Raw genomic sequence first — 26,431 nt, forward strand, 5'->3', positions numbered from 1 at the left:
CGGGCGTGCACGCCACGCCCGCCGGCCCTGCGTAGACTGCCGCCATGTACTGGCTCAGCCGACATCGGATGCTGTTGCTGACCCTGCTGGTGATGGTCGGCGGTACCGCGCTGTGCGCGGTCGCCGCAGGCCACTACGCCTGGCGCCGCGCGCTCGGCGAGGAAAGCAGCCAGGTGCAGCGCCAGCTGCAGCTGTACGGCCAGGGCCTGCAGCAGCGTATCGACCGCTTCGGTACGTTGCCGCAGGTGCTGGCGCTTGACCCGGACCTTCTGCACGCACTGCGCGTGCCGCCCTCCCCGGTTGAACGGCAGCGGCTGAACCTCAAGCTGCAACGCGCCAACGAAGTCACCCGCACTTCCACCCTGACCCTGGTCGGTCACGATGGCGTGGCGGTGGCGGCGAGCAACTGGGACCAGCCGACCACCAATGTCGGCGAGAACTACAGCTACCGCCCCTACTACCGCCAGGCGCTGGCGCAGGGCCGCGGCCGCTTCTACGGCATCGGCATGACCACCGGCGTTCCCGGTTACTACCTGTCGCAGGCCATCGAGGAAGACGGCAAGCGGCTCGGCGTGGTGGTGATCAAGGTCGAGCTGTCGGCACTGGAGCAGGAGTGGCTGAGCAGCCCGGATGTGGTGCTCGCCAGTGACGACCACGATGTAGTGTTCCTGGCCAACCGTGACAGCTGGCGCTACCGCCTGCTGCGCCCACTGGGCGCCGATGAGCGCCGCGAAATGCTGGACGCCCGCCAGTACGCCGACCGCACCCTGCAGCCACTGCGCGCACGCACCGAGGATGTACTGGCCGACGGCGGCCGCATGGTACGCCTGCTGGATCCGGCGTTGCCGCAGCCGATGCTGTGGCAGAGTCTGCCGCTGCCCGCCGAGGGCTGGAACCTGCACCTGCTGCACGACGCCAGTGCGGCCACCACTGCCGGCCGTGCGGCCGCACTCACCGGCGGTGCCGCGTGGCTGGCGCTGGGCTTCCTGGTGCTGTTCGTACAGCAGCGCCGGCGCCTGGCCAAGCATCGCCTGCGCAGCCGCCGCGAGCTGGAAACCCTGCTCAAGCAGCATGCACAGGAACTGCGCACCGCGCAGGATGGCCTGCTGCAGGCCGCTACCGATGCCGACAGCGGCCTCAGCCGCAGCCTCGAACACCTGCCGCAGGGCGTGGTGGTGATCGACCGCGAACTGCGTCTGGTCGCGTGGAATTCGCGCTACCTGGAGCTGTTCCGCTTCCCGGTGGACCTGGTACGCGTGGGCCGGCCGATCGAAGAACTGTTCCGCTTCAACGCACGCCGTGGCCTGCTCGGTCCCGGCCCGGTGGACGAGGCCATCGAGCGCCGCCTGAACCACCTGCGCAGCGGCCGCCCGCACATGCGCGAGAGTGAGAAGGACGACGGTACGGTGCTGGAAATCCGCGGCAATCCCCTGCCCGATGGTGGCTTCGTCACCAGCTACGCCGACATCACCAGCTACAAGAACGCCGCGCGCGAACTGCGCTCGCTGGCCGATGCACTGGAACACCGTATTGCCGAACGCACCCACGACCTGGACGAAGCACGCCGCGAAGCCGAACAGGCCAACCGCTACAAGACCCGTTTCGTCGCCTCGGCGGTGCACGACCTGCTGCAACCGCTCAATGCCGCGCGCATGTTCGTCTCGGTGTTGCGCGGCAAGCTGAGCGACCCGGCGCAGCAGCAGACCAGCGATCACATCGACGCTGCACTGGCCGCGCAGGATGCGATCCTCAATAGCCTGCTGGACATAGCGCGGCTGGAATCGGGCAGCCTTCCCACCCGCGTGCAGGCGTTCCGGCTGGGGCCGCTGCTGCAGACGCTGGCGCGCGAGTTCGGCATCGCCGCGCACTCACGTGGTCTGGTGGTCGACTGGGTTGATACCAATGCCGTAGTGGTCAGCGATGAAGCGCTGCTGCGCCGCATCCTGCAGAATTTCCTGTCCAATGCACTGCGCTACAGCGAGCGCGGCCGCGTGCTGCTCGGCTGCCGTCGCCGCGAAGGCATGCTGTGGATCGAAGTGCACGACCAGGGTCCCGGCATTCCCGATGCGCTGCAGGGCGAAATCTTCGAGGAATTCCGCCGCCTGCACGACGGCCAGCAGCGCGGTGCCGGCCTCGGCCTGGCGATCGTCGACCGTATCGGTCGCCTGCTCGGCCACCCGATCCGGCTGCGCTCGCAGCTTGGCCAGGGCAGCGTGTTCGCGGTGGGTGTGCCGATCGGCGACGCCAGCGCGATTCCCGCCACGGCACCCGCGCCCGTGCTGGTGCAGGAACCGGCGGCGGACAATCCGCTGCGTGGGCGCCGGGTGTGGGTGATCGACGACGATCCGCACGTCTGCGCAGCCAGCCGCGCGTTGCTGGAGCGCTGGGGCTGCGAGGTGGTGCTGGCTGACGGCCCGCAGGCAGCGCTGCAGTTGGCCACGACGGCAACCGTGCCGGAGCTGGTGCTGCTGGATGTGCGCATGGGTGACCACCATGGCCCGGTGCTGTACGAGACATTGGCAGAGCTGTGGCAGGCCCGACCGCCGGTGGTGCTGGTCACTGCCGAGCGCGATGCGGGATTGCGTGAGATGGCCGCCGAGCGTGGCTGGGGAATGATGGCCAAGCCGGTGAAGCCGCCGGCGCTGCGGGCGCTGATGAGTCAGTTGTTGATCCGGCATCGCGGGTAGTTTCCAGCCAACGGCGCAGCCCCTCGTGGGTGGTGTCTGGTTGCTCGTGAAAAGCAAAAGCCGTGGGTGGGCCGGTCGGGTTGGGTGCGCGGGGGACGCCGTGAATCCATCCCTGGAGGCTTGGCAGCCGCATCCATGCGGCTGACACCCCCGCGGACCCAACCCGACCGGCCTCTGACAGATTTCGGTGGCCTGCCACCCACGGAGAAGAAAAAGAAGATCAAAAGCGGATCGCGCGCTGCGCTTGCTCGTGTAAAGCCGAGCCCATGCTCGGCTTCGCGGACCGGCCGCAAAGCAGCCGAGCGTGGGCTCGGCTCTACAAAAGGCAGCCTGCCAGGCTGCCTTTGCTTTTGATCTTCTTTTCTCTTCCGTGGATGGATGCGCACGGAACCTGTCCGTGCCCGGGCAGGTGGGCTGCGCAGGGGCGTGAGCCGCATGGGCCCGAGGCATGCCTCGGGCGGGTTGGGCAGGACGCCCAACCCCGGTCTTGCCGTGTGCGCAGGACTGCGCACACGAGCAAGCGGCGACCGAGCTTACATGGACGTACTTGCAGCGGCCCCTGCGCAGTCCACCTGCCCGGCCTCACTCATGAACTACTCTACGTGTCCACCCACGAGGGGCTTCGCCGTTGGCTGAAAACTACAACCCGATGCCGGCGTCGCCCTCGGGCTCCAGCGCCTTCACCAGCACTGCCGCCTGCGTTCGGCTATGGCACTCGAGTTTCTTCAGGATCGCGGTGACGTGCACCTTCACCGTGTTCTCCGCCAGCCCCAGCGTATAGGCGATCTGCTTGTTGAGCAGGCCATCGGCCAGGCACAGCAGCACGCGGAACTGTTGCGGGGTCAGCTGGGCCAGGCGGCTGGCCAGCAGTGCGTCGGCCTCCGAACGCTCGGCGGCCATCGCCGGGAACCACAGGCCGCCGTCGAGCACCGCCTGCACCGCCTCGCCGATGGTCTCGGCCGGCGCCGACTTCGGGATGAAACCGGCTGCGCCAAACTGCTGCGCACGGCGGATCACCCGCGGATGGTCGTTGGACGAGAGGATCACCACCGGGATGTCCGGATGCGAGCCGCGCACGTGCAGCAGCGCGGAGAAACCGTGTGCGCCAGGCATGGTCAGGTCGAGCAGCACCAGGTCCACGTCCGGGTGCGCGTCGAGGGCTTCGGCCAATGCCTCTGCGCTGGCGACCTCGCGCACCTGCGCCAGCGGCAGGCTCTGCCGCAATGACTGCACCACCGCCGAACGCAGCAGCGGATGGTCATCGGCGATCAGGATGGTGTATTCGCTCATGCCGCCATTGTACGGGCAGGCCGCCGCGTCAGCGCCCTGCCGGCTCCACGCTGCTGCGCCAGGCATCGAGGAACTGGCGGCGCTTGAGCGCGTCCAGGTACACCAGCAGGCCCGGGCCGAGCTGGATCGGACGGCGGCTGCGGCCGGGCGCATCGTCGCCACGTGCGTTGCCGGTCACGATCGGCATCAGACGCGCTTCGCGCGACAGCACCTGCTGGCCTCGCGGCGACAGCAGGTAGTCGAGGAAACGCCGTGCCTCCTCCGGATGCGGGCCGGTGCGTGGAATCACCGCGGTACGCAGTACCACCAGCGTGTAGTCCTCAGGCTCCACAATCGCCAGCGGAGCACCCGCGTCGATGCGCGCCTGCGCGTAAGAGCCGAGCACGTTGTAGACCAGCGACAGCTGGCCACTGGCCAGCTGGTCCAGCAGCACGCCAGTGCGCTCCTCACGCACCACGTCGTTGTCGCCGAGCGCGCCCAGCAATGCGCCGGCGATGCTGCCACGCTGCGCATCCTGGGTCGCCAGCAGGTAGCCGACACTGCTGCGCTCGATGTCATAGGTGCCGACCTTTCCGCGTAGCGGTGCGCCCTCCGCACGCAGCCGGTCCAGCAGCTGGCGGCGCGTGTGCGGCACCTTCGCCGACGGCAGTGCGCGGGTGTTGTAGACCATCACCACCGGCTCATAGCTGATGCCGAATGCCTCGTTGCGCCACTGCGCCCAGGCCGGCAGCGCGGCGGTCTGTGCCGAACGGTGTGGCAGCGCATGGCCATCGTTGACCAGCTTGGTCTGCAGGTCCATGCCACTGGAGATCAGCAGGTCCGGCGATGCCGGCCCGCCGCGGTCGTGCAGGTACCGCGCGTACAGGTCCTGGGTGATGATGTCCTCGTACACCACTTCGGTGCCCGGGTGCAGGCGCTGGTAGTCGGCGATGACCACCGCGAACACTTCGATGTCCGTGGTGCCGTGGATGCGCAGCTGCGCGGTGACCGCTCCCTGTGCGGGAAAACGGCGCACATCGCCGGGCGCGGCCAGCACCGGCAGGGCCAGCAGCAGGGCAACGGCGGTGGCGAACAGGCGGATCATGAACTGCTCCGGGGCAGGCGGATGGTAGCGATCAAACCACCCTGCGGACGGTTGCTGAGATCGATGCGGCCACCATGGCTGTCGACCACGCGCTTGACGATGGCAAGGCCAAGCCCGGCGCCGCCGGACGGCGCGCCCTCGCCACGGGCGAAGCGCTCGAACACGCGTTCGGCATCGCCAGGCGCGATGCCCGCACCGTGATCGGCGATGGTCAGCACCGCCTGCCCACCTTCCACGGTCAAGGCAATCTGCAACGGGCCATCACCACCGTACTTCAATGCGTTGTCGACCAGGTTCTTGATCGCCTCGCGCAGCAGCAGCGCATCGCCATGCACCTGTACCGGCTCGGCGGTCATCGCCAGCTGCACGCGCGGCGCAGGGCCGGCCTGCGGCAGCGCTTCATGCAGGGCCTGGTGCACGGTCTCGGCCAGATCCACTGCAGCAAAGCGCTGCAGGTGCGAACGATGGATCACGCTGGCATCGCTGAGCAGCTGGTTGAGCAGGCGGCTCATGTGGGTGGCGTTGCGTTCGATCGCCTGCAGGCTGCGCCGCATGTCCTCCGGGTCATCATCGTCCAGCGCCAGCTGTGCCTGCGCACGCAATGCCGCCAGCGGCGTGCGCATCTGGTGCGCGGCCTCGGCCATGAACGCGCGCAGCGTCTCGTTGCTGCTGGACAACCGCTCCATGAAGCGGTTCAGCGCGGCCACCATCTGGTCCATCTCGCGCGGCACGCGGGCGTCGAGCGGCTTCAGGTCGGACGGTTCCCGTCGCGACAGCTCGCGCTCCACCCGCACCAGCGGACGGAATGCGCGATGCACGCCGAAGGCCACCAGCGCCAGCAGCAGGCCGGACAACACGCCGATCGCCAACAGCGCGCGATTGACCATGTCCTGCGCGACCGCTTCACGCGCACGCCGGGTCTGGCCGACCTGCACCTGTACTTCGCCCTGCGCCGAGGCGGCGGCGAAACTGCGGCCGACCACCACGAAGCGCACGGTCTCGCCACTGTACGCCGCATCAAACAGCTGCGGTTGCGTGCCGGGCCGGCGCGGCGGCGCCGGCAGGTCGCCATAGCCGGTGATCAGGTTGCCACGGCTGTCGGCGACCCGATAGAACACGCGGTCTTCCGGGGCCATCGCCAGCAGGTCCAGCGCCGCATAGGGCAGATCGACCTGCCATTGGCCATCGACCAGGGCCACCGAATCGGCAATGGACAACGCCGAGGACACCAACAGGTGATCGTAGGAACGGTTGGCGGCGCGCTGGCCATAGCCGCGCGCGGCAAACAGCAGAGCCACCGCGAACACCGCCAGCAACGCGCCGAGGTAGAGCAGCAGCGTGCGCCGCAGCGAGCCCGGTGCGGCGTTCGCGGTACGCGCGTCAGCCATCGGCGTCGGCGCTGTCATCACTGGCTTCCAGCAGGTAGCCAACGCCGCGCACCGTGGTGATGCGCAGCGGTGCACCTGCCAGCTTTTTTCTCAGACGCCCCACATACAGCTCGATGGCATTCGGGCCGGCTTCATCGTCGAAGCCGAACAGGCCATTGCCTATCTCATCCTTGCCGACCACCTGGCCGAGGCGGCCGACCAGAATCTCCAGCAGCCGGTACTCGCGGTTCGGCAGTTCGATCGGTTCGCCGTCGAGGCTGACCCGGTGCGCGGCATTGTCGAACTGGAAGCCACCGATCTGCACCACTTCGCTGGCCTGGCCGCGCGCGCGTCGCAGCAGCACGCGGCAGCGCGCTTCGAACTCGCGGAAATCGAACGGCTTGCCCAGGTAATCGTCGGCGCCGACGTCCAGCGCCTGCACACGGTCTTCGATGCCGTCGCGCGCGGTCAGCATCAGCACCGGTGTGCTGTCGCCGCGCTCGCGCATGCCGGCCAGCACGCGCAGGCCATCGAGCTTGGGCAGGCCGATATCCAGCACCACCAGGTCGAAGCTCTGGTAGCGCAGCACGCTGGCGGCGGCCAGGCCATCGGCCTGCCAGTCCACGGCGTGGCCGCTGCGACGCATGCGACGGATGATCGCATCGGCCAGATCCGGGTTGTCTTCGACCAGCAGCAGGCGCATGGGCACACGGGTGGGAGGGGAAACGAATGCTACCGCATGCCGCCGCCGCGCTTGCCGGGCGTGGCCCAGTGAGCGCAGCGGCCGGTTTTACGCTGCACCGCACAAACCGTTGACAGGACGATGACAGCTTGCCCGACCCAGACTGCGGCCGCGCACCGTCCGGTGCCCACGATTGCCGCGCGCCTGGCGCGCACCTGGGAGGGTTTGTGGAATTCACGTTTGCCTGGCGGCGTCCTGCCGCCATGATGGCTCTGGCTGCCCTGTCGGCGCCGGCCTTCGCCGCCGAAGACGACCGCCCGGTCACCGCCACCCTCGGTGGCCGCCTGCACCTGGACTTCGCCACCTTCGACAACGACAACCGCGGTACGCCGAACAAGGACGACACCGAGATCCGTCGCGCCTGGCTGGACGTGTCCGGCAAGTTCTTCGTGGTCGACTACAAGCTGGAAGCTGACTTCTCCGGCGACCGCGTCGAGGCCAAGGACGTGTACCTGGCACGCAGCTTCGGCAAGGCCGGCAAGCTGACCGTGGGCCAGTTCAAGCAGTACTTCTCGCTGGATGACCGCACCAGCTCCAACTACGGCAGCTTCCTGGAGCGCGGCAACGCCGGCACCACGCTGGCGCCGCTGTACCGCCTGGGTGCGTCGTGGCAGGCCAACCCCGGTGACTTCACCTGGGCGGCCAGCATCTACAGCCTGGAAAGCATCGACGCCTGGCAGGTGAAGGGCCGCGCCGCCGGTGGCCGCGTCACCTGGGCACCTTCGCCCAGCGAGGGCGACGTGCTGCACCTGGGCCTGTCGCTGGCCCGCGAGGCCTACGACAACCCCGGCGCCAACGGCACCCCGGGCCTGAGCATCCGCCCTCGCCCGGCCGGCCATCTGTCCGATGAAAGCCGCCTGACCCTGGTCAACTTCTCCGCCGGCCGCGATACCGACGTCAACAAGTGGTCGCTGGAATACGCGCAGGTGCGCGGCCCGCTGTCGTGGCAGGGCGAATTCAGTGGCGCCACCTTCGACGACGGCGCTCAGCGCGGTGACGTGATGGCCGCCTACGGCATGCTCAGCTGGTTCGTCACCGGCGAAAGCCGCGCCTACGACCGCAAGACCGGCCGCTTCGCGCGGGTGAAGGATATCCGCCACAAGGCCGGTGCCTTCGAAGTGGCGCTGCGCTACGACCAGATGTGGGGCGCACAGCACCTCGACGGTGCACCCGACCTGCGCCGCGGCAGCACCGAAGCGTGGACGCTGGGTGGCAACTGGTACCTGCGCGACAACCTGCGCTTCATGCTCAACGTGATCGAAAGCCGCAACCGCGACCGCCTGGCCGGGGTCACGGTGGACCGCACGCGCGCGGTCACCGGCCGCCTGCAGTACGACTTCTAAGCCCGGCATCCCGGGCACGCCGCCCGGGCCTTTTCCACTCCCCCACGTCCTGTTTTCGCAAGGAGTCCGCAGATGATGCTGAGCATCCTCGGCTTTGGCATGGTCATTACGTTCATGTACTTGATCATGAGCAAACGCCTGTCGCCGCTCGTCGCCCTGATCACCATCCCCATCCTGTTCGCGCTGATCGGCGGCTTCGGCGCCGGCATCGACGAGATGATGCTGGAGGGCATCAAGAAGATCGCGCCGACCGGCGTGATGCTGATGTTCGCCATCCTCTACTTCGGCGTGATGATCGACGCCGGCCTGTTCGATCCGCTGGTGCGGGTGATCCTGCGCTTCGTCAAGGGCGATCCGATGAAGATCGTGCTCGGCACCGCGGTGCTGGCGATGCTGATCTCGCTCGACGGTGATGGCTCGACCACCTACATGATCACCGTCTCGGCGATGCTGCCGCTGTACCAGCGGCTGGGCATGAACGCGCTGAACATGACCTGCGTGACCATCCTCGCCGGCGGCGTGATGAACCTGACCCCGTGGGGCGGCCCGACCGCACGCGCGGCCACCGCGCTGCACGTTGACCCGGCCGATGTGTTCGTGCCGCTGATCCCGTCGATGGTGATCGCCTGTGCCGGCGTGCTGCTGCTGGCCTGGTACCTGGGCCTGAAGGAACGGCGTCGCCTGGGCGTGGTGACCCTGCCCAAGGGCGGCAGCTGGATGGACAACAGCGTGTCCGACGACAGCAATCCGCTGCCGACGGTGGAAGACGCCGAGGACATCAAGCGTCCGAAGCTGCTGTGGGTCAACCTGGCCCTGACCGTGGCGCTGATGACCGCGCTGATCATCGGCGTGCTGCCGATGCCGGTGCTGTTCATGGTCGGCTTCGCCATCGCCCTGGTGATCAACTATCCGAACCTGGCCGAGCAGCGCCGCCGCGTGGTCAACCACGCCGGCAACGTGCTGTCGGTGGTGTCGCTGATCTTCGCCGCTGGCATCTTCACCGGCATCCTCAACAACACCGGCATGGTCGAAGCGATGTCGCACAGCTTCCTGGCGGTGATTCCGGAATCGTGGGGCCCGTACCTGGCGGTGATCACGGCGGTGGCGTCGATGCCGTTCACCTTCTTCATGTCCAACGACGCGTTCTACTTCGGCGTGCTGCCGATCCTGTCCGAGGCCGCCGGCAACTACGGCATCACCCCGGTGGAAATGGCGCGTGCCTCGCTGGCTGGCCAACCGGTGCACCTGCTCAGCCCGCTGGTGCCGTCCACCTACCTGCTGGTGGGCCTGGCCAAGGTCGAGTTCGCCGACCACCAGAAGTTCACCCTGAAGTGGGCCATCGCCATCTCGATGCTGCTGATGGTCGGCAGCCTGCTGTTCGGCCTGTACCCGCTCGCGGCCTGATCCCTTACCAAAGGAGCCTTCTGCAATGACGCTTCGAATCGCTTACGTCACCAGCGGCATGGGCAGTGTCGGTACTGCCATCTGCCAGAGCCTGGCCCGCAGCGGCCACACCGTGGTCGCCGGTTGCGCGCCGAACTCGCCGCGCAAGGCCAACTGGCTGCGCGAGCAGCGCGAACAGGGCTTCGACTTCATCGCCTCCGAAGGCAACGCGACCGACTGGGCCTCGACCAGTGCGGCGTTCGCCAAGGTCCGCGCCGAAGTCGGCGAGGTGGATGTACTGGTCAACAATTCCGGCGGCAGCCGCGACCTGCTGTTCCGGCAGATGACGGTGGAAGACTGGAACGCGGTGATCGCCTCCAACCTCAATGCGCTGTTCAACCTGACCAAGCAGGTGGTCGATGGGATGGCCACGCGTGGCTGGGGCCGCATCATCAACATCGGCTCGGTCAGCGCCCACAAGGGCCAGATCGGGCAGGTGAACTACGCCACCGCCAAGGCCGCGATGCATGGTTTCAGCCGTGCGCTGGCCGCGGAAGTGGCCTCGCGCGGGGTGACCGTCAACACGCTGTCGCCGGGCTACATCGCCAGCCAGGCAATCAGCAGCTTCCCGCCGGATGTACTGGACCGGCTGGCCGCCTCGGTACCGGTACGCCGCCTGGGTCGCCCCGAGGAAGTAGCCGGCCTGTGCGCCTGGCTGGCCTCGGACGAAGCTTCGTACGTGACCGGCGCCGACTATCCGGTCAACGGTGGCCTGTACATGGGTTGAGCCCTCCTCCACGCAGTGCGTGAACCGCCTCCCCCACGGAGTGCGCGGGGCCGGTAAACCTTCGTTCGCGAGGGGGATCCGGCCCCTTTTTGTTTCTGCATTTCTGAGACGCACTTCCCGATACATCGGCAGAACCGGTGCTATACCTGCCAGCGCTCGCTGAGCCCGATGGATGAACGGCTGGAATCGCGGATCAAGGAGGTTGGCATGCGTGCATTGCTGATTGCGCTTCTCGTGGTCGCCACTACGCTGCTGGCGACACCGGCCCGCGCGGAGCCCCCTCCCATGCGGGTGATCACGGGTCTGGGCTGCCCCGACTGGCTGATCCCAGGCGCGCCCACGCTCGACGCGCAGATCACCGGCCATCCGGAGTGGACCTTCGCCTGGGCTCCCGCGTCCTATACCAATCGCAATCCCATCCGGATCTACATCCAGTCCTTCGACTGCGATTCCTCCGACATTGCAGGCTATTACTTCCGGATCGCAGCCATTGCCCATGAAGTGGGACACGCACTGTACTTCGAAGGTATCGCCTTGAGCACCCGAGGTGCGTTCATCCAGCACTTCTGCACCATGGAGGGGAAAGCGGTACTCAACAACCTCACCGCGCGCAGTGAGCTTCTGGTGACCAGCCTGGGGTACTACGACATCGGCGTAGCTGCATCCAACGGTCCTGGCCTCATCGCACAGGCCGATGCCGGCGGTGAAGACCTGGACCGGCGGGTAGGTAAGCTGTTCTGCGACAACAACGTAACTTCAACCACCGGCGAGAACTACAACGACTTCTACGGAAGAATCTACGATGAAGCGATCGCAGCCCGTCCCTGAACTTCTTCTGCTCCTGAGCCTGTTGGTTGCCGGTTCTGCAACTGCAGCCACGTCCGCTGCCACTGCGGAAGAGGCGGACGCAACCTGGCGGCTCGTGGAGCGCTGGTCCTTGCAACTGGCACGCTCTGACCTTGTCGCGCAGCTGTCACCCCTGGCTCCGGCCGGCTCGCGTTCGGAAGCAAGAAGGGGCCGGGGCGACAGCGCCACCATCGACCTGGCGCCATTCGTGGTCGCTGGGAGGATCAAGGGGCCTTCTGGCCAGATCCACACCGATGCGTCGGGGCGAATCATCAAAGGCATTACGCTGTCGCTGGGCGGCGCCTGCATCTCGCGAAAGCAGATGGGTCGTCGCTACCCCGACTTCAACGTCCTTTCCGTCCCGTCAGGGCATAGCCTCGACGAGTCCACGGTGTTCGGTACGGTAGTGAACGGCATCCAGATCGGGTTCTCATTCTCCGAACATGACCGTGACTGCATGGACCAGCTCAAATTGGGCTGGCCAGGGGAGCGCTTCTGATTCCCACCGACATGCCACCATGACGAACAGGTTGCAGGACGCACACCACTGCCCTGCATCGTTCGTTGGTTTTTCGTAAAGAAGGTTTCATGTTCCGTTCGCATAGTGGCCATGCACCGCGCACGCGTGCCGGTGACCACCCCCAATGCAACGGACCACCATGCAGACCCGACACCTGACGATCGCCGTGGCGATCGCGCTCTCCGCCGCCGCCAGCGCCCATGCCGCCACCGCCGCCGATACCGGCGCCAGCACCGAGGCCGCGCTGAGCGCGCAGACGCTGGATACCGTCTCCGTGATCGGCCAGGGCGAGACCCGCCAGGTGCAGCGCATCACCGCCGTCGACAAGCAGGTGCTGCCGCCGGGCACCAGCGGCCAGAAGATCCTCGACCGCCTGCCGGGCGTGTCGGTGCAGTCCAACGACGCCTTCGGTGCCAACGAGGAATCGCAGACCATCAGCCTGCGTGGCTTCGACAAGAGCCGTCTGGGCTACACGCTGGACGGCATCCCGCTGGGCGACAACAGCTACGGCAACTACAACGGCCTGAGCATCGCCCGCGCGATCATCGCCGAGAACCTGGCCGGTGCCGAGCTGTCGCAGGGCATCGGTTCGCTGGGCGTGGCCTCGACCAGCAACCTGGGCGGCACCATCCAGTATTTCTCGATGGACCCGTCCACCGAATTCGGTGGCCGCGCCAGCGTCACCGTCGGCGACAACAGCCAGCGCCGTGGCTACCTGCGCGTGGATACCGGCGACATCAACGGCTTCTCGGCCTATGTGTCCGGCGTGCACCAGGACCAGGACATGTGGGTCGCGCCGTACCAGAACCAGACCACCCGCCAGTTCAATGCCAAGGCGGTGTGGAATGTCGGCGACCACCGCTTCGGTGCGTTCGTGGCCACCTCGCGCGCCAGCCAGGCCAACTACGCCTACCTGTCCAAGGACATGCTGGCCCGCGGCCTGGGCTATGACTGGAACATCTATGCACCGGACTGGGATCGCGCCGTCGCCGCCGCGTACTGCGCGCCGGGCACCTACAACAAGGCGCGCTGCGCATTCAGCGGCGGCGTCAACAGCATCGACGATGCGTACTACCAGAGCCGTGCGCTGCGCGACGACAACCTGTATTCGGTGGATGCCGACCTGCGCCTGGGCGAGCAGGGCCGCCTGAAGCTGCTGGCCTATCACCACGACAACCGTGGCCAGGGCCACTGGTGGGCACCGGGCCAGCCGTCCTACCCGGGTACCGACAGGATGCTGCCGATCTCGATCCGCAGCACCAACTACACGATCAACCGCGATGGCCTGACCGCCGCGCTGTCGTGGACGGTGGGCATCCACGAACTGGAAGCCGGCCTGTGGTACGAGCAGAACGACCATAACGTGTCGCGCAACTTCTACTACATCAGCGGTCCGTTCCTGGACGACCTGTACCTGAAGAACCCGGACCGCCTGTTGTTCAACCAGGACTTCGACATCCGCACCCGCCAGTTCTACGTACAGGACCGCATGCGCTTCCTGGACCAGCGCCTGACCGTGGATGTCGGCATCAAGAGCCCCAACACCCGCATGCGCGCCACCGCCCAGCCGGGCGTGGAAACCAGCATTGCCTCGGGCACGCTGACCGCCAAGAAGTCGGTACTGCCGCAGGTGGGCCTGGGCTTCAAGCTCAATGCCAACAACGAGCTGTTCGCCTCCTACGCCGAGAACATCGCCGCCTTCGTCGGTGGTGGCAGCGGCGGCCCGCTGCAGGTGTCGCCGGAATCGTTCGCGGCCAGTGCCGGGCTGGAGCCGGAGAAGTCCAAGAGCCTGGAAGCCGGCTTCCGTACCTTCGGCGAGAAGTACCAGGCGTCGATCGCGGCCTACAACGTGAAGTTCGACAACCGCCTGCTGTCGCTGAACCCGTGCTCGAGCATCGAAGTCGGCACGCGTCCGGAGTGCGTGACGCGCTTCATCAACGTCGGTTCGGTGAAGAGCCACGGTGCGGAGCTGACCTTCATCCTCAAGCCGATCGACGGCCTGCAGTGGTACAACGCGCTGTCCTGGAACAAGACCACCTACGAGGACGACTACCTGTCCGGCGGTGCGGTGGTGCCGGTGGCCGGCAAGATCACCGTGGATACGCCGCAGCGCATGGCCTCCAGTGAAATCAGCTGGAACCGCGATGGCTTCTTCGCCAGCCTGCGTGCCAAGTACACCGGCAAGCGCTACTACACCTACACCAACGACCAGTCGGTGCCGGGCGTGACCACCTTCGACGCCGGTGCGGGCTACGATTTCGGCCCGGGCCTGGGCCTGCGCAACGTTCGGGTGTCGTTGAACGCGACCAACCTGACCAACAAGCGCTACGCCGGCCAGCTGAGCTCGTTCGCACCGACCGATCCGAAGGGCACGCGGTATGCGATCCATGCGAGCGCACCGCGGCAGTTGTTCATGACGGTGGCGGCGGAGTTCTAAATCGAAAGCGGGCGCTGCGGCGCGTTGATTGTTCCTGCATAGCGTGGGTAGGCAGGCCCATGCAGGACACGCCGTAAACCCATCCATGGGGGCTCGATCGGCGCATCCATGCGCCTCACGGTCCTGCATGGGCCTGCCTACCCACGCTGGACAGTTCCCCGCGCCGGCGCGGAGGCAATGGAAAGCAAGAGCAAGAGCAAAGAGCCGGGCACTGCCCGGCTCTTTGCTTTTCAAGCGCAATCCCTTCGGCGCGGTGATGTGCTGCCGCCCGCGCGGGAAACTGTCTGGCGGCGGTGGGGCACCCTGGCCAGGACCGTGAGGCGCATGGATGCGCCGATCGAGCCCCCATGGATGGGTTTACGGCGTGTCCTGTCCAGGGTGCCCCACCGCCGCCCAGCGATATCAATCGAGGCGCCAGCGCATCATCCCGCCAACGCATTTCATTCCGGCGCCAGCTGGTCCATCCGTATCCGGTTGGCGAACAGCGAGAACGCCAGCATGCCGGCCAGGCCGTTCGCCCGGCTCACCCAATGCGGCAGCCAGCGCGGCGGCTTCAGCACCCCCGCCTCGAACAACGGCGCGAACGCGATCGCATCGGTCAGGCTCATCTTGCCGGCGAACAACCAGCGGCAGACCTGCAGGCGGTCCTCGGCCAGCATGTGGCGGAAAAAGGTATGCACCGACACCAGGCCGCGCAGGTACACCGTGTCCTTGGTGAAGGCCAGACCGCCACTTGGCGGCACGCCGCGGAACACGCGCTGCGCCGAAGCGAAACTCTCTTCCGCGTTCTGCCCGGCATCACAGAAATAGCGGAACACTTCGATGAAATCGGCGCCTTCGCGCGCCATCGCAATCGCTTCGGTACGCAGGCTGATGCGCTTGAGGCGCTCGATGTCGATGCTGCCGGTGATCTGCTCGGCGAAGGTGGCCAGCCCTTCCTGGGTTGCCGTCACCCGCGGCGAGGAAAGTGCCAGGCTCGGCAGCACCGGCTGCTCGCGGCCGTTCAGGGCGGTCAGCGAATGCACCAGCGCTTCATGGTGGAACAGCTGCGCGCGGTCGTAGGCACTGAAGCGCGCACTGGTGCGCAGGCGGATGCGGGTCGGGCCTGCAGCCGCCTTGGACACCAGTTCCGGATCCAGCTGCACCTGGATGATGCGTGATTCGAAGAAGGCGTCCAGATCGTTCTGCAGCTGCAGTTGCAGCGCGATGGCCGAGACCGGCACCTGCTCTTCCGGTGCCAGCAGTTCGTGGTCCAGCTCGGCGGCAATCTGGATGAAGTGGCGCGCCGCTTCGCGCGTGCTCGGGCCATTGCCCGGCAGCGGCTGCTCGGGGGCGCCGAACAGCTGCACCGAACAGGAGTCGACGGCAGCAGTGCCCAGCCCTTCCAGCAGCTGTGCAGCCAGGTCCCAGCTCTGCGCCGACTGCCGCACGTAGTGACCCAACGGATGGCTGTCGTCGCAGTCGGCGGCGATCGCGGCCAGTGCGCGGCGTTCTTCGCTGAAGTCCAGCTTCGGGTAATCCACCTTCGGCAGTACCGGCTGGCCACGCGCCACGCTGGCCAGGAACGGTGCCTGCACCGTTGCTGGCCAGCTGGTCAGGCCCAGCAGGCGGATGCCTCCCACGGCCTCGACCAGACGCGCATCGAGCGCTGCATGGTGGGCCACGTCACGGTCCAGCGTCGCGATCGGTTCCATGCGCGGACTATAGCGCTCTGCCCGCACGTTGGTAGGTGCCAACCTGGGTTGGCATCCGCCGAGGGCGGGCTTTGGAACCATTCGTGCCAACCAAGGTTGGCACCTACCAGGAGCGGGCAGTTGGCACCCACCCGAAGCAGGCAGACGCGGGTTCATTGCAGGGGTCAGAGCCCATTGCGGTGCAATGGGATCCGACCCCGCGATACCGATCAGCGCCGACGCGGCTTGCCTGCCGGGCGGAACTGCTGGCCCTTGCCCTTCTTGCCGCCGCGTTCCTGCGCGGTCTCGGCCTGGCGCACCGCCAGCTTGGCGGCGGCGGCGGCGACTTCTTCCTTCAGCTTGAAGTAGTTCAGCAGCCGGCTCTCTTCAATCTCGCCGGCCTCGATCGCTGCACGCACGGCACAGCCCGGTTCCTGCTGGTGCTTGCAGTCGTTGAAGCGGCACTGTGCGGCCAGCGCTTCGATGTCGGCGAAGCCACCTTCGGACAGCGTCTCTTCACCGGTCGGCTTCAACTCGCGCATGCCCGGGGTGTCGATCAGACAGGCGCCCATCGGCAACGGCATCAGCGCGCGGTGCGTGGTGGTATGGCGGCCACGTGAATCGTTGGCGCGCACTGCGTTGGTCTTCATCCGCTGCTCGCCGAGCAGGGTGTTGGTCAGCGTGGACTTGCCGGCACCGGAGGAACCGACCAGCACCACCGTGCGGCCCGGGCCCAGCCACGGCTGCAGCACCGCCACGCTGTCGGCATCCAGGCCGTTGATCGCATGCAGCGCGATGCCCTGCATCTCCAGCTCTTCCAGCACCGCCAGCGCATCCTCGCTGTACTCGGTCTGGTCGGCCTTGGTCAGCACCACTACCGGTTCGGCACCACCACCACCGACCAGCAGCAGGTAGCGCTCGATGCGGCGCGGATTGAAGTCGGCATCCAGGCCACAGACGATGAACACCGTATCGATGTTGGCGGCGATCACCTGCTGATGATAGTGCTCGCCGGCCGCACCGCGCTTGATCGCGGTACGCCGCGGCAGCAGCGCGACGATGCGGATGCCGTCGAGCAATACCCAGTCACCTACCGCCGGCCGTTCATGGCTGGGGAAGCGCGGGCGCTGCCATTCCGGCAGCGACTCGGCCTTGATCGACGCATCCGGGCCATCGGCCACCACATAGTGGGTGCGGTGCTGTTCGATCACCCGCGCCGGGCGGGCCTGCGGGTGAGCGGCCATGGCGGCCTGCCAGTCGGCCTGCTGCGCCGGGCCCGGCCAGGGCCAGCCGATGGTCTGCAGGGCGATGAAATCGGGGGTCTGGGTCATCACTGCCATTCTACCTGTGCCGGCGCCCTGCCAGCCCAGCATTGACGGGGCCCGAGCCCTTGCCATGCATTGCAGCAATTCCGGTAGGATGGAAGCCCCATGCCTTTTGACGGCCCAGCTCCCATGTCCACCAACTCGCCCAAGCCCCTGGCCATCCGCGAGCGCCTTTCCGAAGTGCGCTACGAAATCCGCGGAGAACTGGCGCGGCGAGCCCGGGAGCTGGAGGCGCAGGGCCGCAAGCTGATCAAGCTCAACATCGGCAACCCCGGCGCCTTCGGCTTCCGTGCGCCTGAGCACCTGCAGCGCGCGATCGCCGATGACATGGGCCGCACCGACCCGTACACCCACCAGCAGGGCCTGCCGGTGGCACGTGAAGCCATCGCGGCGTACTACGCCCGCCGTGGCGCGCCCGATGCCCATCCGGACCGCGTCTTCCTCGGCAATGGCGTCAGCGAACTGATCGACCTGTCGCTGCGTGCGCTGCTCAATCCCGGCGACGAAGTGCTGGTGCCCTCACCGGACTATCCGCTGTGGTCGGCCTCGACCATCCTCAACGATGGCCGCCCGGTGTACTACCGCTGCGCACCGGAGAACGGCTTCCAGCCGGACCCGAGCGAGATCGAGACGCTGGTGTCCTCGCGCACCCGCGCCATCGTGCTGATCAACCCGAACAACCCCAGCGGCGCCAGCTATCCGCGCGAACTGCTGGAGCGCGTGGTGGAGATCGCGCGCCGCCACAACCTGTTGCTGCTGGTCGACGAGATCTACGACCAGATCCTGTACGACGACGCGGTGTTCCAGCCGGTCGCACCGCTGGCCGGTGATCATCCGTGCCTGACCTTCAGCGGCCTGAGCAAGGTGCACCGCGCCTGCGGCTGGCGCGTGGGCTGGGCCCACCTCAGCGGCGATGATGCCCGCCTGGGTGACTTCCGCGCGGCGCTGGACCTGCTCGGTGCGCTGCGCCTGTGCGCCAATGTGCCGGGCCAGTACGCCATCGAGGCCGCGGTGAACGGCCCGGACACCATTTCCGAGCTGTGCACGCCGGGCGGTCGCCTGTATGAAACCCGACGCGCGGTGATCGAGGCCTGCGAAGCCAGCGAGCACCTGTCGCTGGTCGCTCCCGCCGGTGCGCTGTACGCGTTCCCGGCCGTGGTCGGCGCTGCGGCGAAGGGCTTCGACGACCACAACTTCGCGCTGGACCTGATGAACAACGAGGGCGTGCTGGTGGTGCCGGGCTCGAGCTTCAACGTGCCCTACCGCCACCATTTCCGCGTGACCCTGATGCCGGAAGCCTCGGTGATGCGCGATGTATTCGCGCGCATTGACCGTGCCCTGGCCCGCCGTGCCGAGGACGCGACCAAGGTCGTGCCGCTGAAGCCACGCCGCTCGGTGGCCTGAGTGGTGGCGCTGTCCTACCTGGCACTGGGTGACTCGTACACCATTGGTGAAGCGGTTGCAGTCGAAGGCCGCTGGCCGCACCAGCTGGCTGCCGCGCTGCGTGCACAGGGCACTGAGCTGTCCGATCCGCAGACCATTGCGACCACCGGCTGGACCACCGACGAACTCGATGCGGGCATCGATGCGGCCGCGCCGCAGGGGCCGTTCGATTTCGTCAGCCTGCTGATCGGCGTCAACAACCAGTACCGCGGGCGTCCGCTGGACGAATACCGCAGCCAGTTCCAGGCCCTGCTGCAGCGGGCGATCGGCTTCGCTGGCGGTGACGCCGGCCGCGTGCTGGTGCTGTCCTTCCCCGATTGGGGTGCGACCCCGTTCGGCGCCGGCAGTGGCCGCGACCTGGCCGCCATCGAGATCGAGACCGACGAGTTCAACGCGGCTGCCGAGGTGATCAGCACCCAGCAGGGCGTGGCCTTCGTCGACATCACCGATATCAGCCGTGACCACGGTGACGACCCGGCGATGATTGCCGAAGACGGCCTGCACCCTTCGGCGCGGATGTACGCGCTGTGGAGCGCGCGCGCCCTGCCGGTGGCCGCGCACCTGCTTGGCGGCACGGACTGAGGCGATGGACGGCACGCCACGGACTGGCACGCCCCTGCCCTGCACTCCCCTGGCGGCCCCGCAAGCCCGCTTGATCGCCGACGCATTCCGGCCGGCGCAGGTCTGGGGCAGTCGCCGCGACTACTACTACACACGCGGCAAACTCGGCAGCGATCCGCTGTACGACGGCGTGCTGCAGCATCTGCCTGACGATGGGCAGCCGGTGCTGGACCTGGGTTGCGGCCTCGGCCTGTTCGCCCATGTGCTGCGCCAGCGCGGCGGTAGCCAGCGCTACCTGGGCCTGGACGTGGATGCCGGCAAGATCGCGCGTGCCAGGCGTGCAGCCGCCGACCTGCCCGATGTGCACTTCGACTGCCTGGATGTGCAGGCGCCGCTGCCGGCCCAATCCGGGCACGTCCTGCTGCTGGACGTACTGCAGTATCTGGACGCGGGGCCGCAACAGGCGCTGCTGCACGCGGCAAGCACACGGGTGGCCCCGGGTGGTCGCCTGCTGCTGCGCACGCCGCTGGCCACCGGCGACAGCCGCGACCGCACCACGCGGGTGGCTGACCGGCTGGCCTGGCTGGTCGGCTGGATGGGCACACGGCCGCGTCACTACCCCGACCCACAGGTACTGCAGGCGACGCTGACCGAAGCTGGATTGCAGGTGACTGCCCCCCGGCCGCTGCACGGGCGTACCCCGTTCAACAGCTGGCTGCTGGTGGCCGAACGCCCTTCGTTGTAGCGCCGAGCTCACGCCCGGCTGCCCTCCGACGTCTTCCGGTGCTGCGCACCGCCGCCCGAGCATCGGCTCGGGCGCTACAGGATGATCGCCAGCCCTTGTAGAGCCGAGCCCATGCTCGGCTGCCTCAAGCGACCAGAACCCTGGGTTACAGGGCCGGCAGTTGCGCCTTCAGGCCACGCTCGTCCAGCGCCTGCAGCACGCGCTCGATGATCGCCAGGTTGTGACCGTGGGCAGCCCCCTCATGCAGCAGCACGATGGCGCCCGGGCGCAGGTCGGGCAGCAGCTGATCGAGCACGCCCTGCGCCGTGCAGTCGATGCCGTCGAAGCCGCGCGCACTCCAGCCCACCCGGACCAGCCCCAACCGCTGCAGCACCGGCGCCACGAACGGATTGGTCATACCCACCACCGAGCGGTACCAGCGCACCGGCTGGCCACCCAGGGTCTGCAATGCATGCTGGCAACCCTCGATCTCGGCGCGCATCGCGGCCGGGCCCAGCCGCCAGAAGCGTGCCTGCGGATGGCTGTGGCTGTGATTGCCGAGGTCGTGGCCACGGCGCAGGATCTCGGCTACCAGTTCCGGCTGCGCCAGCGCACGTTCGCCCACCAGGAAGAAGGTGGCGCGCGCCTGGTGGCGGTCCAGCAGGTCGAGCACGGCGCGGGTTTCCGGGCCAGGACCGTCATCGATCGTCAGCCATACCGTGTTGCCGGCCTCCGGCAGCCGGCTCAGCACCGGCGCATAGAAGCGGCTGTTGGGCAGGAACACCGGCACCATGAACAGCGCATGGCTGGCCACCATCAGTGGCAGCCCCCAGTGCCAGCCGGCCAGGGCCCAGACCAGGATCACGGCCAGCTGCGACGCCACCAGCCAGGGCAGCCAGCGCCAGGGGCGGGCCGGGATGCGATGCAATGTTCCTGCGTTGCTCATCCCCCATGATGCCATGGGGGTTAGAATTGATGATTCGAATTCCCGGAACCCCGACGTCCATGTCCCTCGATCCCGCCCTGCGTTCGCGCATCGAATCCATCCTCAACGCCAACCGCGTCGTGCTGTTCATGAAGGGCCAGCCGTCGATGCCGCAGTGCGGCTTCTCGGCCAAGGCCGTGGGCGCCCTGCAGGACCTCGGCGTCGAGTTCGCCCACGTCAACGTGCTGGCCGACCAGGAAATCCGTGAAGGCATCAAGGCCTATGGCGACTGGCCGACCATCCCGCAGCTGTACATCGACGGCGAACTGGTCGGCGGCAGCGACATCGTGCTGCAGATGGCCGCCAGCGGCGAGCTGAGCAGCGTGCTGGGCCTGGCTGCGCCGGACCGTACCCCGCCGAGCATCACCGTCACCCCGGCCGCCGTGGAAATGCTCAAGGGCGCGCTGGCCGATGCTCCGGGCGCTGCCCTGCAGCTGTCCATCGACGCCGGTTTCCAGCCGAACTTCCAGCTGGCCCCGCACGACGAAGGCGCGATTGCCGCCGAGTCCAACGGCCTGCGCGTGCAGTTCGACCTGGCCAGCGCGCGTCGCGCCAACGGCATCACCATCGACTGGGTGGACGACATCCGCGGCAAGGGCCTGGCCATCGACAACCCGAACGCGCCCAAGCCGGTGCAGGAGATCAGCGTGCGCGACGCTGACGACCTGGTGCGTGCCGGCAACATCACCCTGGTGGACGTGCGCCCGGCTGACGAGCGCGCCATCGCAGCCGTCGGCGTGCCGTTCAAGAGCTTCGACGGCAACGGCCGCGCCGCGCTGGAAGCTCTGCCGAAGGACACCGCACTGGCCTTCATGTGCCACCACGGTGGCCGCAGCGCGCAGGCCGCCGAGCAGTTCCGCGCCCTGGGCTTCACCAAGGTCTTCAACGTCACCGGCGGCATCAACGCCTGGTCGGAAGAGGTGGACAACGGCGTGCCGAAGTACTGATCGGCACCGAAAAAGGGGACGGAGGGGATTAAGTCGTTTGTGCCTCAAACGACTTAATCCCCTCCGTCCCCTTTTTCTTAGCCGGCGAACCCGCCTTCGGCCAGGTAATCCAGTTCTTCCGGCGAGGGAATGCGACCCAGCACGGCGTTGCGATGCGGGAAACGGCCGAAGCGGCGGATGATGTCGCGATGCAGTTCGGCGTACTGCAGGTATTCCTTGTCACCCAGCACGTCGAACATCGCCACCGAGCGGTCCTGGTCCAACGGGTCCTCGGAGTGCTCGAACGGCAGGTAGATGAAGGCACGCAGCTTCGGCACCAGCTGCAGGTCCAGGCCTTCCTCGATCGCGCGCATGGCGTAGTGCCGCGCCAGGCCATCGGTGGCGTAGGAATGGGCGGTACCGCGGAAGCAGTTGCGCGGAAACTGGTCCAGCAGCAGCATCAAGGCGAGTGCGCCCTCGGCGCTGCCCAGCCAATGCTCGCGCGCGCGCGACGCCGCAGCGAAATGCTCGTCCAGAAACAACTGGCGGAACTGCGCGTCGAACGCGTCGTCGCGAGCGAACCACTTCGCCGGGCCCGCCTCCTTCCAGAAATCCACCACTTGCGCGGCAACGTCCATCACCTACTCCCCAGGGCCGGCGCGCTGCGCGCGGCCATCATCATCATTCGTCGAAGCGCAGGTGGCGGACCGACTTGCCGTTGCGCCGGATAAGCTTAAGCGCCTCGATACCGATCTGGATATGGTTTTCCACGAACTGGGAGCTGACCTTGGCATCGGAGGCCTCGGTCTTGACCCCGTCGGGGATCATCGGCTGGTCCGAGACCAGCAGCAGCGCGCCACTGGGGATGTGGTTGGCGAAGCCGGCGGCGAACACCGTGGCCGTTTCCATGTCGATGGCCATGCAGCGCATCGCCCGCAGGCGCTCCTTGAAGGCCTCGTCGTGCTCCCAGACCCGGCGGTTGGTGGTGTAGACGGTGCCGGTCCAGTAATCGTGGCCGAGGTCGCGGATCATGGTCGAGACCGCACGCTGCAGCGCGAAAGCCGGCAGCGCTGGCACTTCCGGCGGCAGGTAGTCACCCGAGGTGCCCTCGCCGCGGATCGCCGCGATCGGCAGCACCAGGTCGCCCAGCTGGTTCTTGCGTTTGAGACCACCGCACTTGCCCAGGAACAACACGGCCTTGGGCATCACCGCCGACAGCAGGTCCATGATGATCGCGGCATTGGGGCTGCCCATGCCGAAGTTGATCATGGTGATGCCATCGATGGTGGCACTGGCCATCGGCCGGTCCAGGCCGATGACGGGCGCGCCGGTCAGCTCCGAAAAGGTATGCAGGTAGCCGCCGAAGTTGGTCAGCAGGATGTGCTGGCCGAACTGGTCGAGGGGCACGCCGGTATAGCGTGGCAGCCAGTTGTCGACAATTTCCTGCTTGCTCTTCATGGCGGGGAACCGGTACGGCGGGGGGACCGGCTATTTTCGGTCAGCGGGGCGGTGCCGTCGAGCCGCCGTCGGCCAGCCTGTGAAGAAGGTCACTTGGCAACGCCCCGCCGCCCGGCTAGCGTCGGCGGCTGGATCACGCTGCAAGGGGAACTGCATGGCATCGACGTTGTTGCGCGCCGGGGTGGCACTGGCGCTGCTTTCATTGAGCACGGCACCGGCGGTGGGCGCCTCGCGCTTCGTCGCCGATCCCTACCCAAGCACCTACCAGGCGCATCCCGATGCGCCGGTGCTGATCCAGAACGCCACCGTGCTGACCGGCACCGGCCAGCGCCTGGACAATGCCGACGTGCTGCTGCGCGACGGTCGCATCGTCGCCGTCGGCCGCCAGCTGCAGACCGACGCCGGTGTCACCCGCATCGATGCGCAGGGCAAGTGGGTCACGCCGGGCCTGATCGACGTGCACTCGCACCTGGGCGTGTACCCCAGCCCCGGCGTTGGCGCGCACAGCGATGGCAACGAGATGACCGCACCGGTCACCGCCAACGTCTGGGCCGAGCACTCGGTGTGGCCGCAGGACCCGGGCTTCGCCACCGCGCTGGCCGGCGGCGTGACCAGCATGCAGGTGCTGCCGGGCTCGGCCAACCTGGTGGGTGGCCGCGGCGTGACCCTCAAGAACGTACCCGCGGTGACCTACCAGGCGATGAAGTTCCCCGGTGCACCGTGGGGCCTGAAAATGGCCTGCGGCGAGAACCCCAAGCGCGTCTATGGCGAAGGCAAGGGCGTTGCACCCGCCACGCGCATGGGCAACGTGGCCGGCTACCGCGCCGCCTTCATCGATGCCGCCGACTACATCGCCAAGAACAAGCCGAAGCCAGCCAAGCGCAAGGGCTGGTTCGGCAGTGACAAGGGTGACAGCGCCGGTGATGCCGGCGGCAAGCGCGATCTCAAGCTGGACACGCTGGCCGGCGCGATCGAAGGCGACATCCGCGTGCACATCCACTGCTACCGCGCCGACGAGATGGCCACCATGCTCGACCTGGCCAAGGAGTTCGGTTTCAAGGTCGCTGCGTTCCACCACGGCGTGGAGGCCTACAAGCTGGCCGACCGGCTGGCCGCCGACGGCGTCTGCGGTGCGCTGTGGGCCGACTGGTGGGGCTTCAAGATGGAAGCCTTCGACGGCATCCCGGAGAACATCGCGCTGGTCGACCGGCCGAAGAACAGCTGCGCCATCGTCCACTCCGATTCACCCGAGGGCATCCAGCGCCTGAACCAGGAAGCGGCCAAGGTGATGGCGTCCGCGCGCCGCGCGCGCATGCCGGAGATCACGCCCGAGCACGCCATCACCTGGATGACCGCCAACGCCGCCAAGGCGCTGGGCATCGAGGGCCAGACCGGCACCCTGGAGGCCGGCAAGATGGCCGATGTGGTGGTCTGGAACGGCAATCCCTTCAGTTCGTATGCGCTGGCCGAGCAGGTCTTCATTGATGGCCGCAGGTTGTACGACCGCAGTGCACCGGCAGCGACGCCGCGTTCCGATTTCCAGCTTGGCCAGGAGGTGCGCTGATGGTGGTGCTCAAGCAATTGGCGCAGTCTGCCGCGAAGGGCAGCCGAGCATGGCTCGGCGCTACTGCCGTCGTGCTGGCCTGCATCTCCACATCCGCACAGGCACAGGACCTGCTGGTGCGCAACGCTACGGTGCACACCGCCAGCGCACGTGGTAGCCTGCAGAACGCGGACGTGCTGGTGCAGGGCGGCATCATCCGTGCGGTGGGCAATGGTCTGTCGGCGCCGGCCGGCGCCAGCGTGGTCGAGGCCAATGGCCGTCCCCTGACACCGGCGCTGTTTGGTGGCATCACCGAAACCGGTATCGAAGAGGTCTCGGGTGAATCAAGCACGGTGGACAGTTCGTTGAAGCTCGGTGAGCAGCCGCTGCGCCCGGAATTCGACGTCACGCTCGCCTACAACCCGGCCTCGGTGCTGATTCCGGTCACGCGCCTGGAAGGCATCGGCTTCACTGCGCTGGGCGCTGCCACCGGCGGTGGTTTCGTCGCCGGCCAGGGCGGCGTGATGCGGCTCGATGGCAGCACCGATCCGATCGGCCCGCGTGCCCTGTTCCTGCGCATCGGCGCGGCAGCCTCCGAACTGACCGGGCATTCGCGCGCCGCGCAATGGATGCTGTTGCAGCAGATGATCGACGAAGCACGCGGCCAGGTGGCTGCGGACTCGCCGCACGCGCTGCTGACGCCGGCTGGACGCCGCACACTCAGTCGCTACCTGGCCGGCCAGGGCCGCATCGTGGTGGAGGTGGATCGCGCCGCCGACATCCGCCAGCTGTTGCGCTGGGCCACCCGCGAAAAGGTGAAGATCGCCATCGCCGGTGCCAGCGAAGCCTGGCAGGTGGCCCCGGAGCTGGCCGCCGCGCACGTGCCGGTGTTCGTCGACGTGCTGGCCAACCTGCCGGCGAGCTTCGACCAGCTCGGCGCCACCCTGGAAAACGCCGCGCGCCTGCAGCGTGCCGGCGTGGCGGTTTCCTTCGTGCAGCGCGGTGACGCCACCCACAACGCGCGCAAGATGCGCCAGCTGGCCGGCAACGCGGTGGCCAACGGTCTGCCGTGGGCCGATGGCCTGGCTGGGCTGACCCGGGTGCCTGCACAGGCATTCGGGGTGGCCGACCAGATCGGCAGCATCGAGCCGGGCAAGCGCGCCGACCTGGTGCTGTGGGAGGGCGATCCGCTGGACGTGGTGCACTATGCCGAGCAGGTCTGGCTGGGCGGCCGTGCGATGCCGATGCGCTCGCGCCAGACCGAACTGCGTGACCGCTACCTGCAGCGCAACGCGCAGCCCTGACCG

At 67.5% G+C, this 26,431-nt stretch carries 22 protein-coding genes; 13 read left to right on the forward strand and 9 right to left on the reverse strand.

What is annotated here, in order from left to right; translation table 11 throughout:
* Nucleotides 1-44 precede the first annotated feature (44 nt).
* Nucleotides 45-2,687 carry a PAS-domain containing protein gene (locus D5301_RS00580; protein ID WP_153854484.1) on the forward strand — a complete coding sequence of 881 codons (2,643 nt, stop codon included), beginning with the start codon at nucleotides 45-47 and terminating at the stop codon, nucleotides 2,685-2,687.
* 639 nt (nucleotides 2,688-3,326) lie between these two features.
* Here the strand turns inward: D5301_RS00580 and D5301_RS00585 are convergent.
* Genes D5301_RS00585 through D5301_RS00600 form a run of 4 tightly spaced genes read right to left on the reverse strand, consistent with a single transcriptional unit; the run spans nucleotide 3,327 to nucleotide 7,131 of the window.
* On the reverse strand, nucleotides 3,327-3,977 hold the full coding sequence (locus D5301_RS00585) for a response regulator transcription factor (protein WP_005414428.1): 651 nt from the start codon (nucleotides 3,975-3,977) through the stop codon (nucleotides 3,327-3,329).
* Between the two features lie 28 nt (nucleotides 3,978-4,005).
* Nucleotides 4,006-5,061, reverse strand: coding sequence for an ABC transporter substrate-binding protein (locus D5301_RS00590; RefSeq protein ID WP_153854485.1), 1,056 nt, complete (start codon nucleotides 5,059-5,061; stop codon nucleotides 4,006-4,008).
* The gene (locus D5301_RS00595; protein ID WP_153854837.1) at nucleotides 5,058-6,449 is read right to left on the reverse strand and encodes a sensor histidine kinase; all 1,392 of its coding nucleotides are present in this window, start codon (nucleotides 6,447-6,449) and stop codon (nucleotides 5,058-5,060) included. Before D5301_RS00595 ends, D5301_RS00590 begins: the two co-directional genes overlap by 4 nt.
* Complete coding sequence (locus D5301_RS00600) at nucleotides 6,442-7,131, reverse strand: response regulator transcription factor (RefSeq protein ID WP_049463657.1); 690 nt, start codon at nucleotides 7,129-7,131, stop codon at nucleotides 6,442-6,444. Before D5301_RS00600 ends, D5301_RS00595 begins: the two co-directional genes overlap by 8 nt.
* Before the next feature lie 242 nt (nucleotides 7,132-7,373).
* Here D5301_RS00600 and D5301_RS00605 point away from each other — a divergent pair, with 242 nt between their 5' ends.
* From D5301_RS00605 to D5301_RS00630, 6 genes are all read left to right on the forward strand, one after another.
* Nucleotides 7,374-8,513 (forward strand): porin, encoded by a 1,140-nt coding sequence (locus D5301_RS00605; protein ID WP_153854486.1) that lies wholly within the window; start codon nucleotides 7,374-7,376, stop codon nucleotides 8,511-8,513.
* 75 nt (nucleotides 8,514-8,588) lie between these two features.
* Nucleotides 8,589-9,917, forward strand: a complete 1,329-nt coding sequence (locus tag D5301_RS00610; RefSeq protein WP_012481220.1) for a CitMHS family transporter — start codon at nucleotides 8,589-8,591, stop codon at nucleotides 9,915-9,917.
* Between the two features lie 25 nt (nucleotides 9,918-9,942).
* Nucleotides 9,943-10,683, forward strand: coding sequence for an acetoacetyl-CoA reductase (phbB, locus tag D5301_RS00615; RefSeq protein WP_005419193.1), 741 nt, complete (start codon nucleotides 9,943-9,945; stop codon nucleotides 10,681-10,683).
* A 207-nt stretch (nucleotides 10,684-10,890) separates the two neighbouring features.
* Nucleotides 10,891-11,511, forward strand: a complete 621-nt coding sequence (locus tag D5301_RS24105) for a hypothetical protein (RefSeq protein WP_228756285.1) — start codon at nucleotides 10,891-10,893, stop codon at nucleotides 11,509-11,511.
* Nucleotides 11,486-12,028, forward strand: a complete 543-nt coding sequence (locus D5301_RS00625) for a hypothetical protein (RefSeq protein ID WP_153854487.1) — start codon at nucleotides 11,486-11,488, stop codon at nucleotides 12,026-12,028. Before D5301_RS24105 ends, D5301_RS00625 begins: the two co-directional genes overlap by 26 nt.
* A 160-nt stretch (nucleotides 12,029-12,188) precedes the next feature.
* Nucleotides 12,189-14,486 carry a TonB-dependent receptor gene (locus D5301_RS00630; protein WP_153854488.1) on the forward strand — a complete coding sequence of 766 codons (2,298 nt, stop codon included), beginning with the start codon at nucleotides 12,189-12,191 and terminating at the stop codon, nucleotides 14,484-14,486.
* Nucleotides 14,487-14,926: 440 nt separating this feature from the next.
* Here the strand turns inward: D5301_RS00630 and D5301_RS00635 are convergent, their stop codons facing one another.
* Both D5301_RS00635 and rsgA read right to left on the reverse strand, forming a co-directional pair.
* The gene (locus tag D5301_RS00635; RefSeq protein WP_110713608.1) at nucleotides 14,927-16,180 is read right to left on the reverse strand and encodes a flavohemoglobin expression-modulating QEGLA motif protein; all 1,254 of its coding nucleotides are present in this window, start codon (nucleotides 16,178-16,180) and stop codon (nucleotides 14,927-14,929) included.
* 209 nt (nucleotides 16,181-16,389) lie between these two features.
* Nucleotides 16,390-17,499, reverse strand: a complete 1,110-nt coding sequence (gene rsgA, locus D5301_RS00640; RefSeq protein ID WP_110713610.1) for a ribosome small subunit-dependent GTPase A — start codon at nucleotides 17,497-17,499, stop codon at nucleotides 16,390-16,392.
* Between the two features lie 114 nt (nucleotides 17,500-17,613).
* On the opposite strand from rsgA, the gene D5301_RS00645 reads away from it, so the two are divergent.
* The 3 genes from D5301_RS00645 to D5301_RS00655 are packed head-to-tail and all read left to right on the forward strand — an operon-like array spanning nucleotide 17,614 to nucleotide 20,233.
* Entirely contained in the window at nucleotides 17,614-18,888 is a 1,275-nt protein-coding gene (locus D5301_RS00645; protein ID WP_110713611.1) for a pyridoxal phosphate-dependent aminotransferase, read from the forward strand.
* 3 nt (nucleotides 18,889-18,891) lie between these two features.
* Nucleotides 18,892-19,509 carry an SGNH/GDSL hydrolase family protein gene (locus D5301_RS00650; protein WP_324187239.1) on the forward strand — a complete coding sequence of 206 codons (618 nt, stop codon included), beginning with the start codon at nucleotides 18,892-18,894 and terminating at the stop codon, nucleotides 19,507-19,509.
* A 4-nt stretch (nucleotides 19,510-19,513) separates the two neighbouring features.
* The gene (locus D5301_RS00655; RefSeq protein WP_153854489.1) at nucleotides 19,514-20,233 is read left to right on the forward strand and encodes a class I SAM-dependent methyltransferase; all 720 of its coding nucleotides are present in this window, start codon (nucleotides 19,514-19,516) and stop codon (nucleotides 20,231-20,233) included.
* Nucleotides 20,234-20,378: 145 nt separating this feature from the next.
* Here D5301_RS00655 and D5301_RS00660 read toward each other — a convergent pair whose 3' ends face one another.
* The gene (locus D5301_RS00660) at nucleotides 20,379-21,158 is read right to left on the reverse strand and encodes a polysaccharide deacetylase family protein (RefSeq protein WP_153854490.1); all 780 of its coding nucleotides are present in this window, start codon (nucleotides 21,156-21,158) and stop codon (nucleotides 20,379-20,381) included.
* 59 nt (nucleotides 21,159-21,217) lie between these two features.
* Here D5301_RS00660 and grxD point away from each other — a divergent pair, with 59 nt between their 5' ends.
* The gene (grxD, locus tag D5301_RS00665; RefSeq protein WP_153854491.1) at nucleotides 21,218-22,144 is read left to right on the forward strand and encodes a Grx4 family monothiol glutaredoxin; all 927 of its coding nucleotides are present in this window, start codon (nucleotides 21,218-21,220) and stop codon (nucleotides 22,142-22,144) included.
* Nucleotides 22,145-22,221: 77 nt separating this feature from the next.
* Here the strand turns inward: grxD and D5301_RS00670 are convergent, their stop codons facing one another.
* Together D5301_RS00670 and D5301_RS00675 are read right to left on the reverse strand one after the other, a co-directional pair.
* Entirely contained in the window at nucleotides 22,222-22,761 is a 540-nt protein-coding gene (locus D5301_RS00670; protein ID WP_110713615.1) for a DUF924 family protein, read from the reverse strand.
* 43 nt (nucleotides 22,762-22,804) lie between these two features.
* Nucleotides 22,805-23,581 (reverse strand): AMP nucleosidase, encoded by a 777-nt coding sequence (locus D5301_RS00675; RefSeq protein WP_005414446.1) that lies wholly within the window; start codon nucleotides 23,579-23,581, stop codon nucleotides 22,805-22,807.
* A 154-nt stretch (nucleotides 23,582-23,735) separates the two neighbouring features.
* On the opposite strand from D5301_RS00675, the gene D5301_RS00680 reads away from it, so the two are divergent.
* Both D5301_RS00680 and D5301_RS00685 read left to right on the forward strand, forming a co-directional pair.
* Nucleotides 23,736-25,145, forward strand: a complete 1,410-nt coding sequence (locus tag D5301_RS00680) for an amidohydrolase (RefSeq protein WP_153854492.1) — start codon at nucleotides 23,736-23,738, stop codon at nucleotides 25,143-25,145.
* Nucleotides 25,145-26,428, forward strand: a complete 1,284-nt coding sequence (locus tag D5301_RS00685; protein ID WP_153854493.1) for an amidohydrolase family protein — start codon at nucleotides 25,145-25,147, stop codon at nucleotides 26,426-26,428. The genes D5301_RS00680 and D5301_RS00685 overlap by 1 nt, the downstream gene beginning before the upstream one ends.
* The last annotated feature ends 3 nt before the right edge of the window (nucleotides 26,429-26,431 follow it).

Source organism: Stenotrophomonas sp. MH181796, from assembly GCF_009659995.1.
GTDB lineage: Bacteria > Pseudomonadota > Gammaproteobacteria > Xanthomonadales > Xanthomonadaceae > Stenotrophomonas > Stenotrophomonas riyadhensis.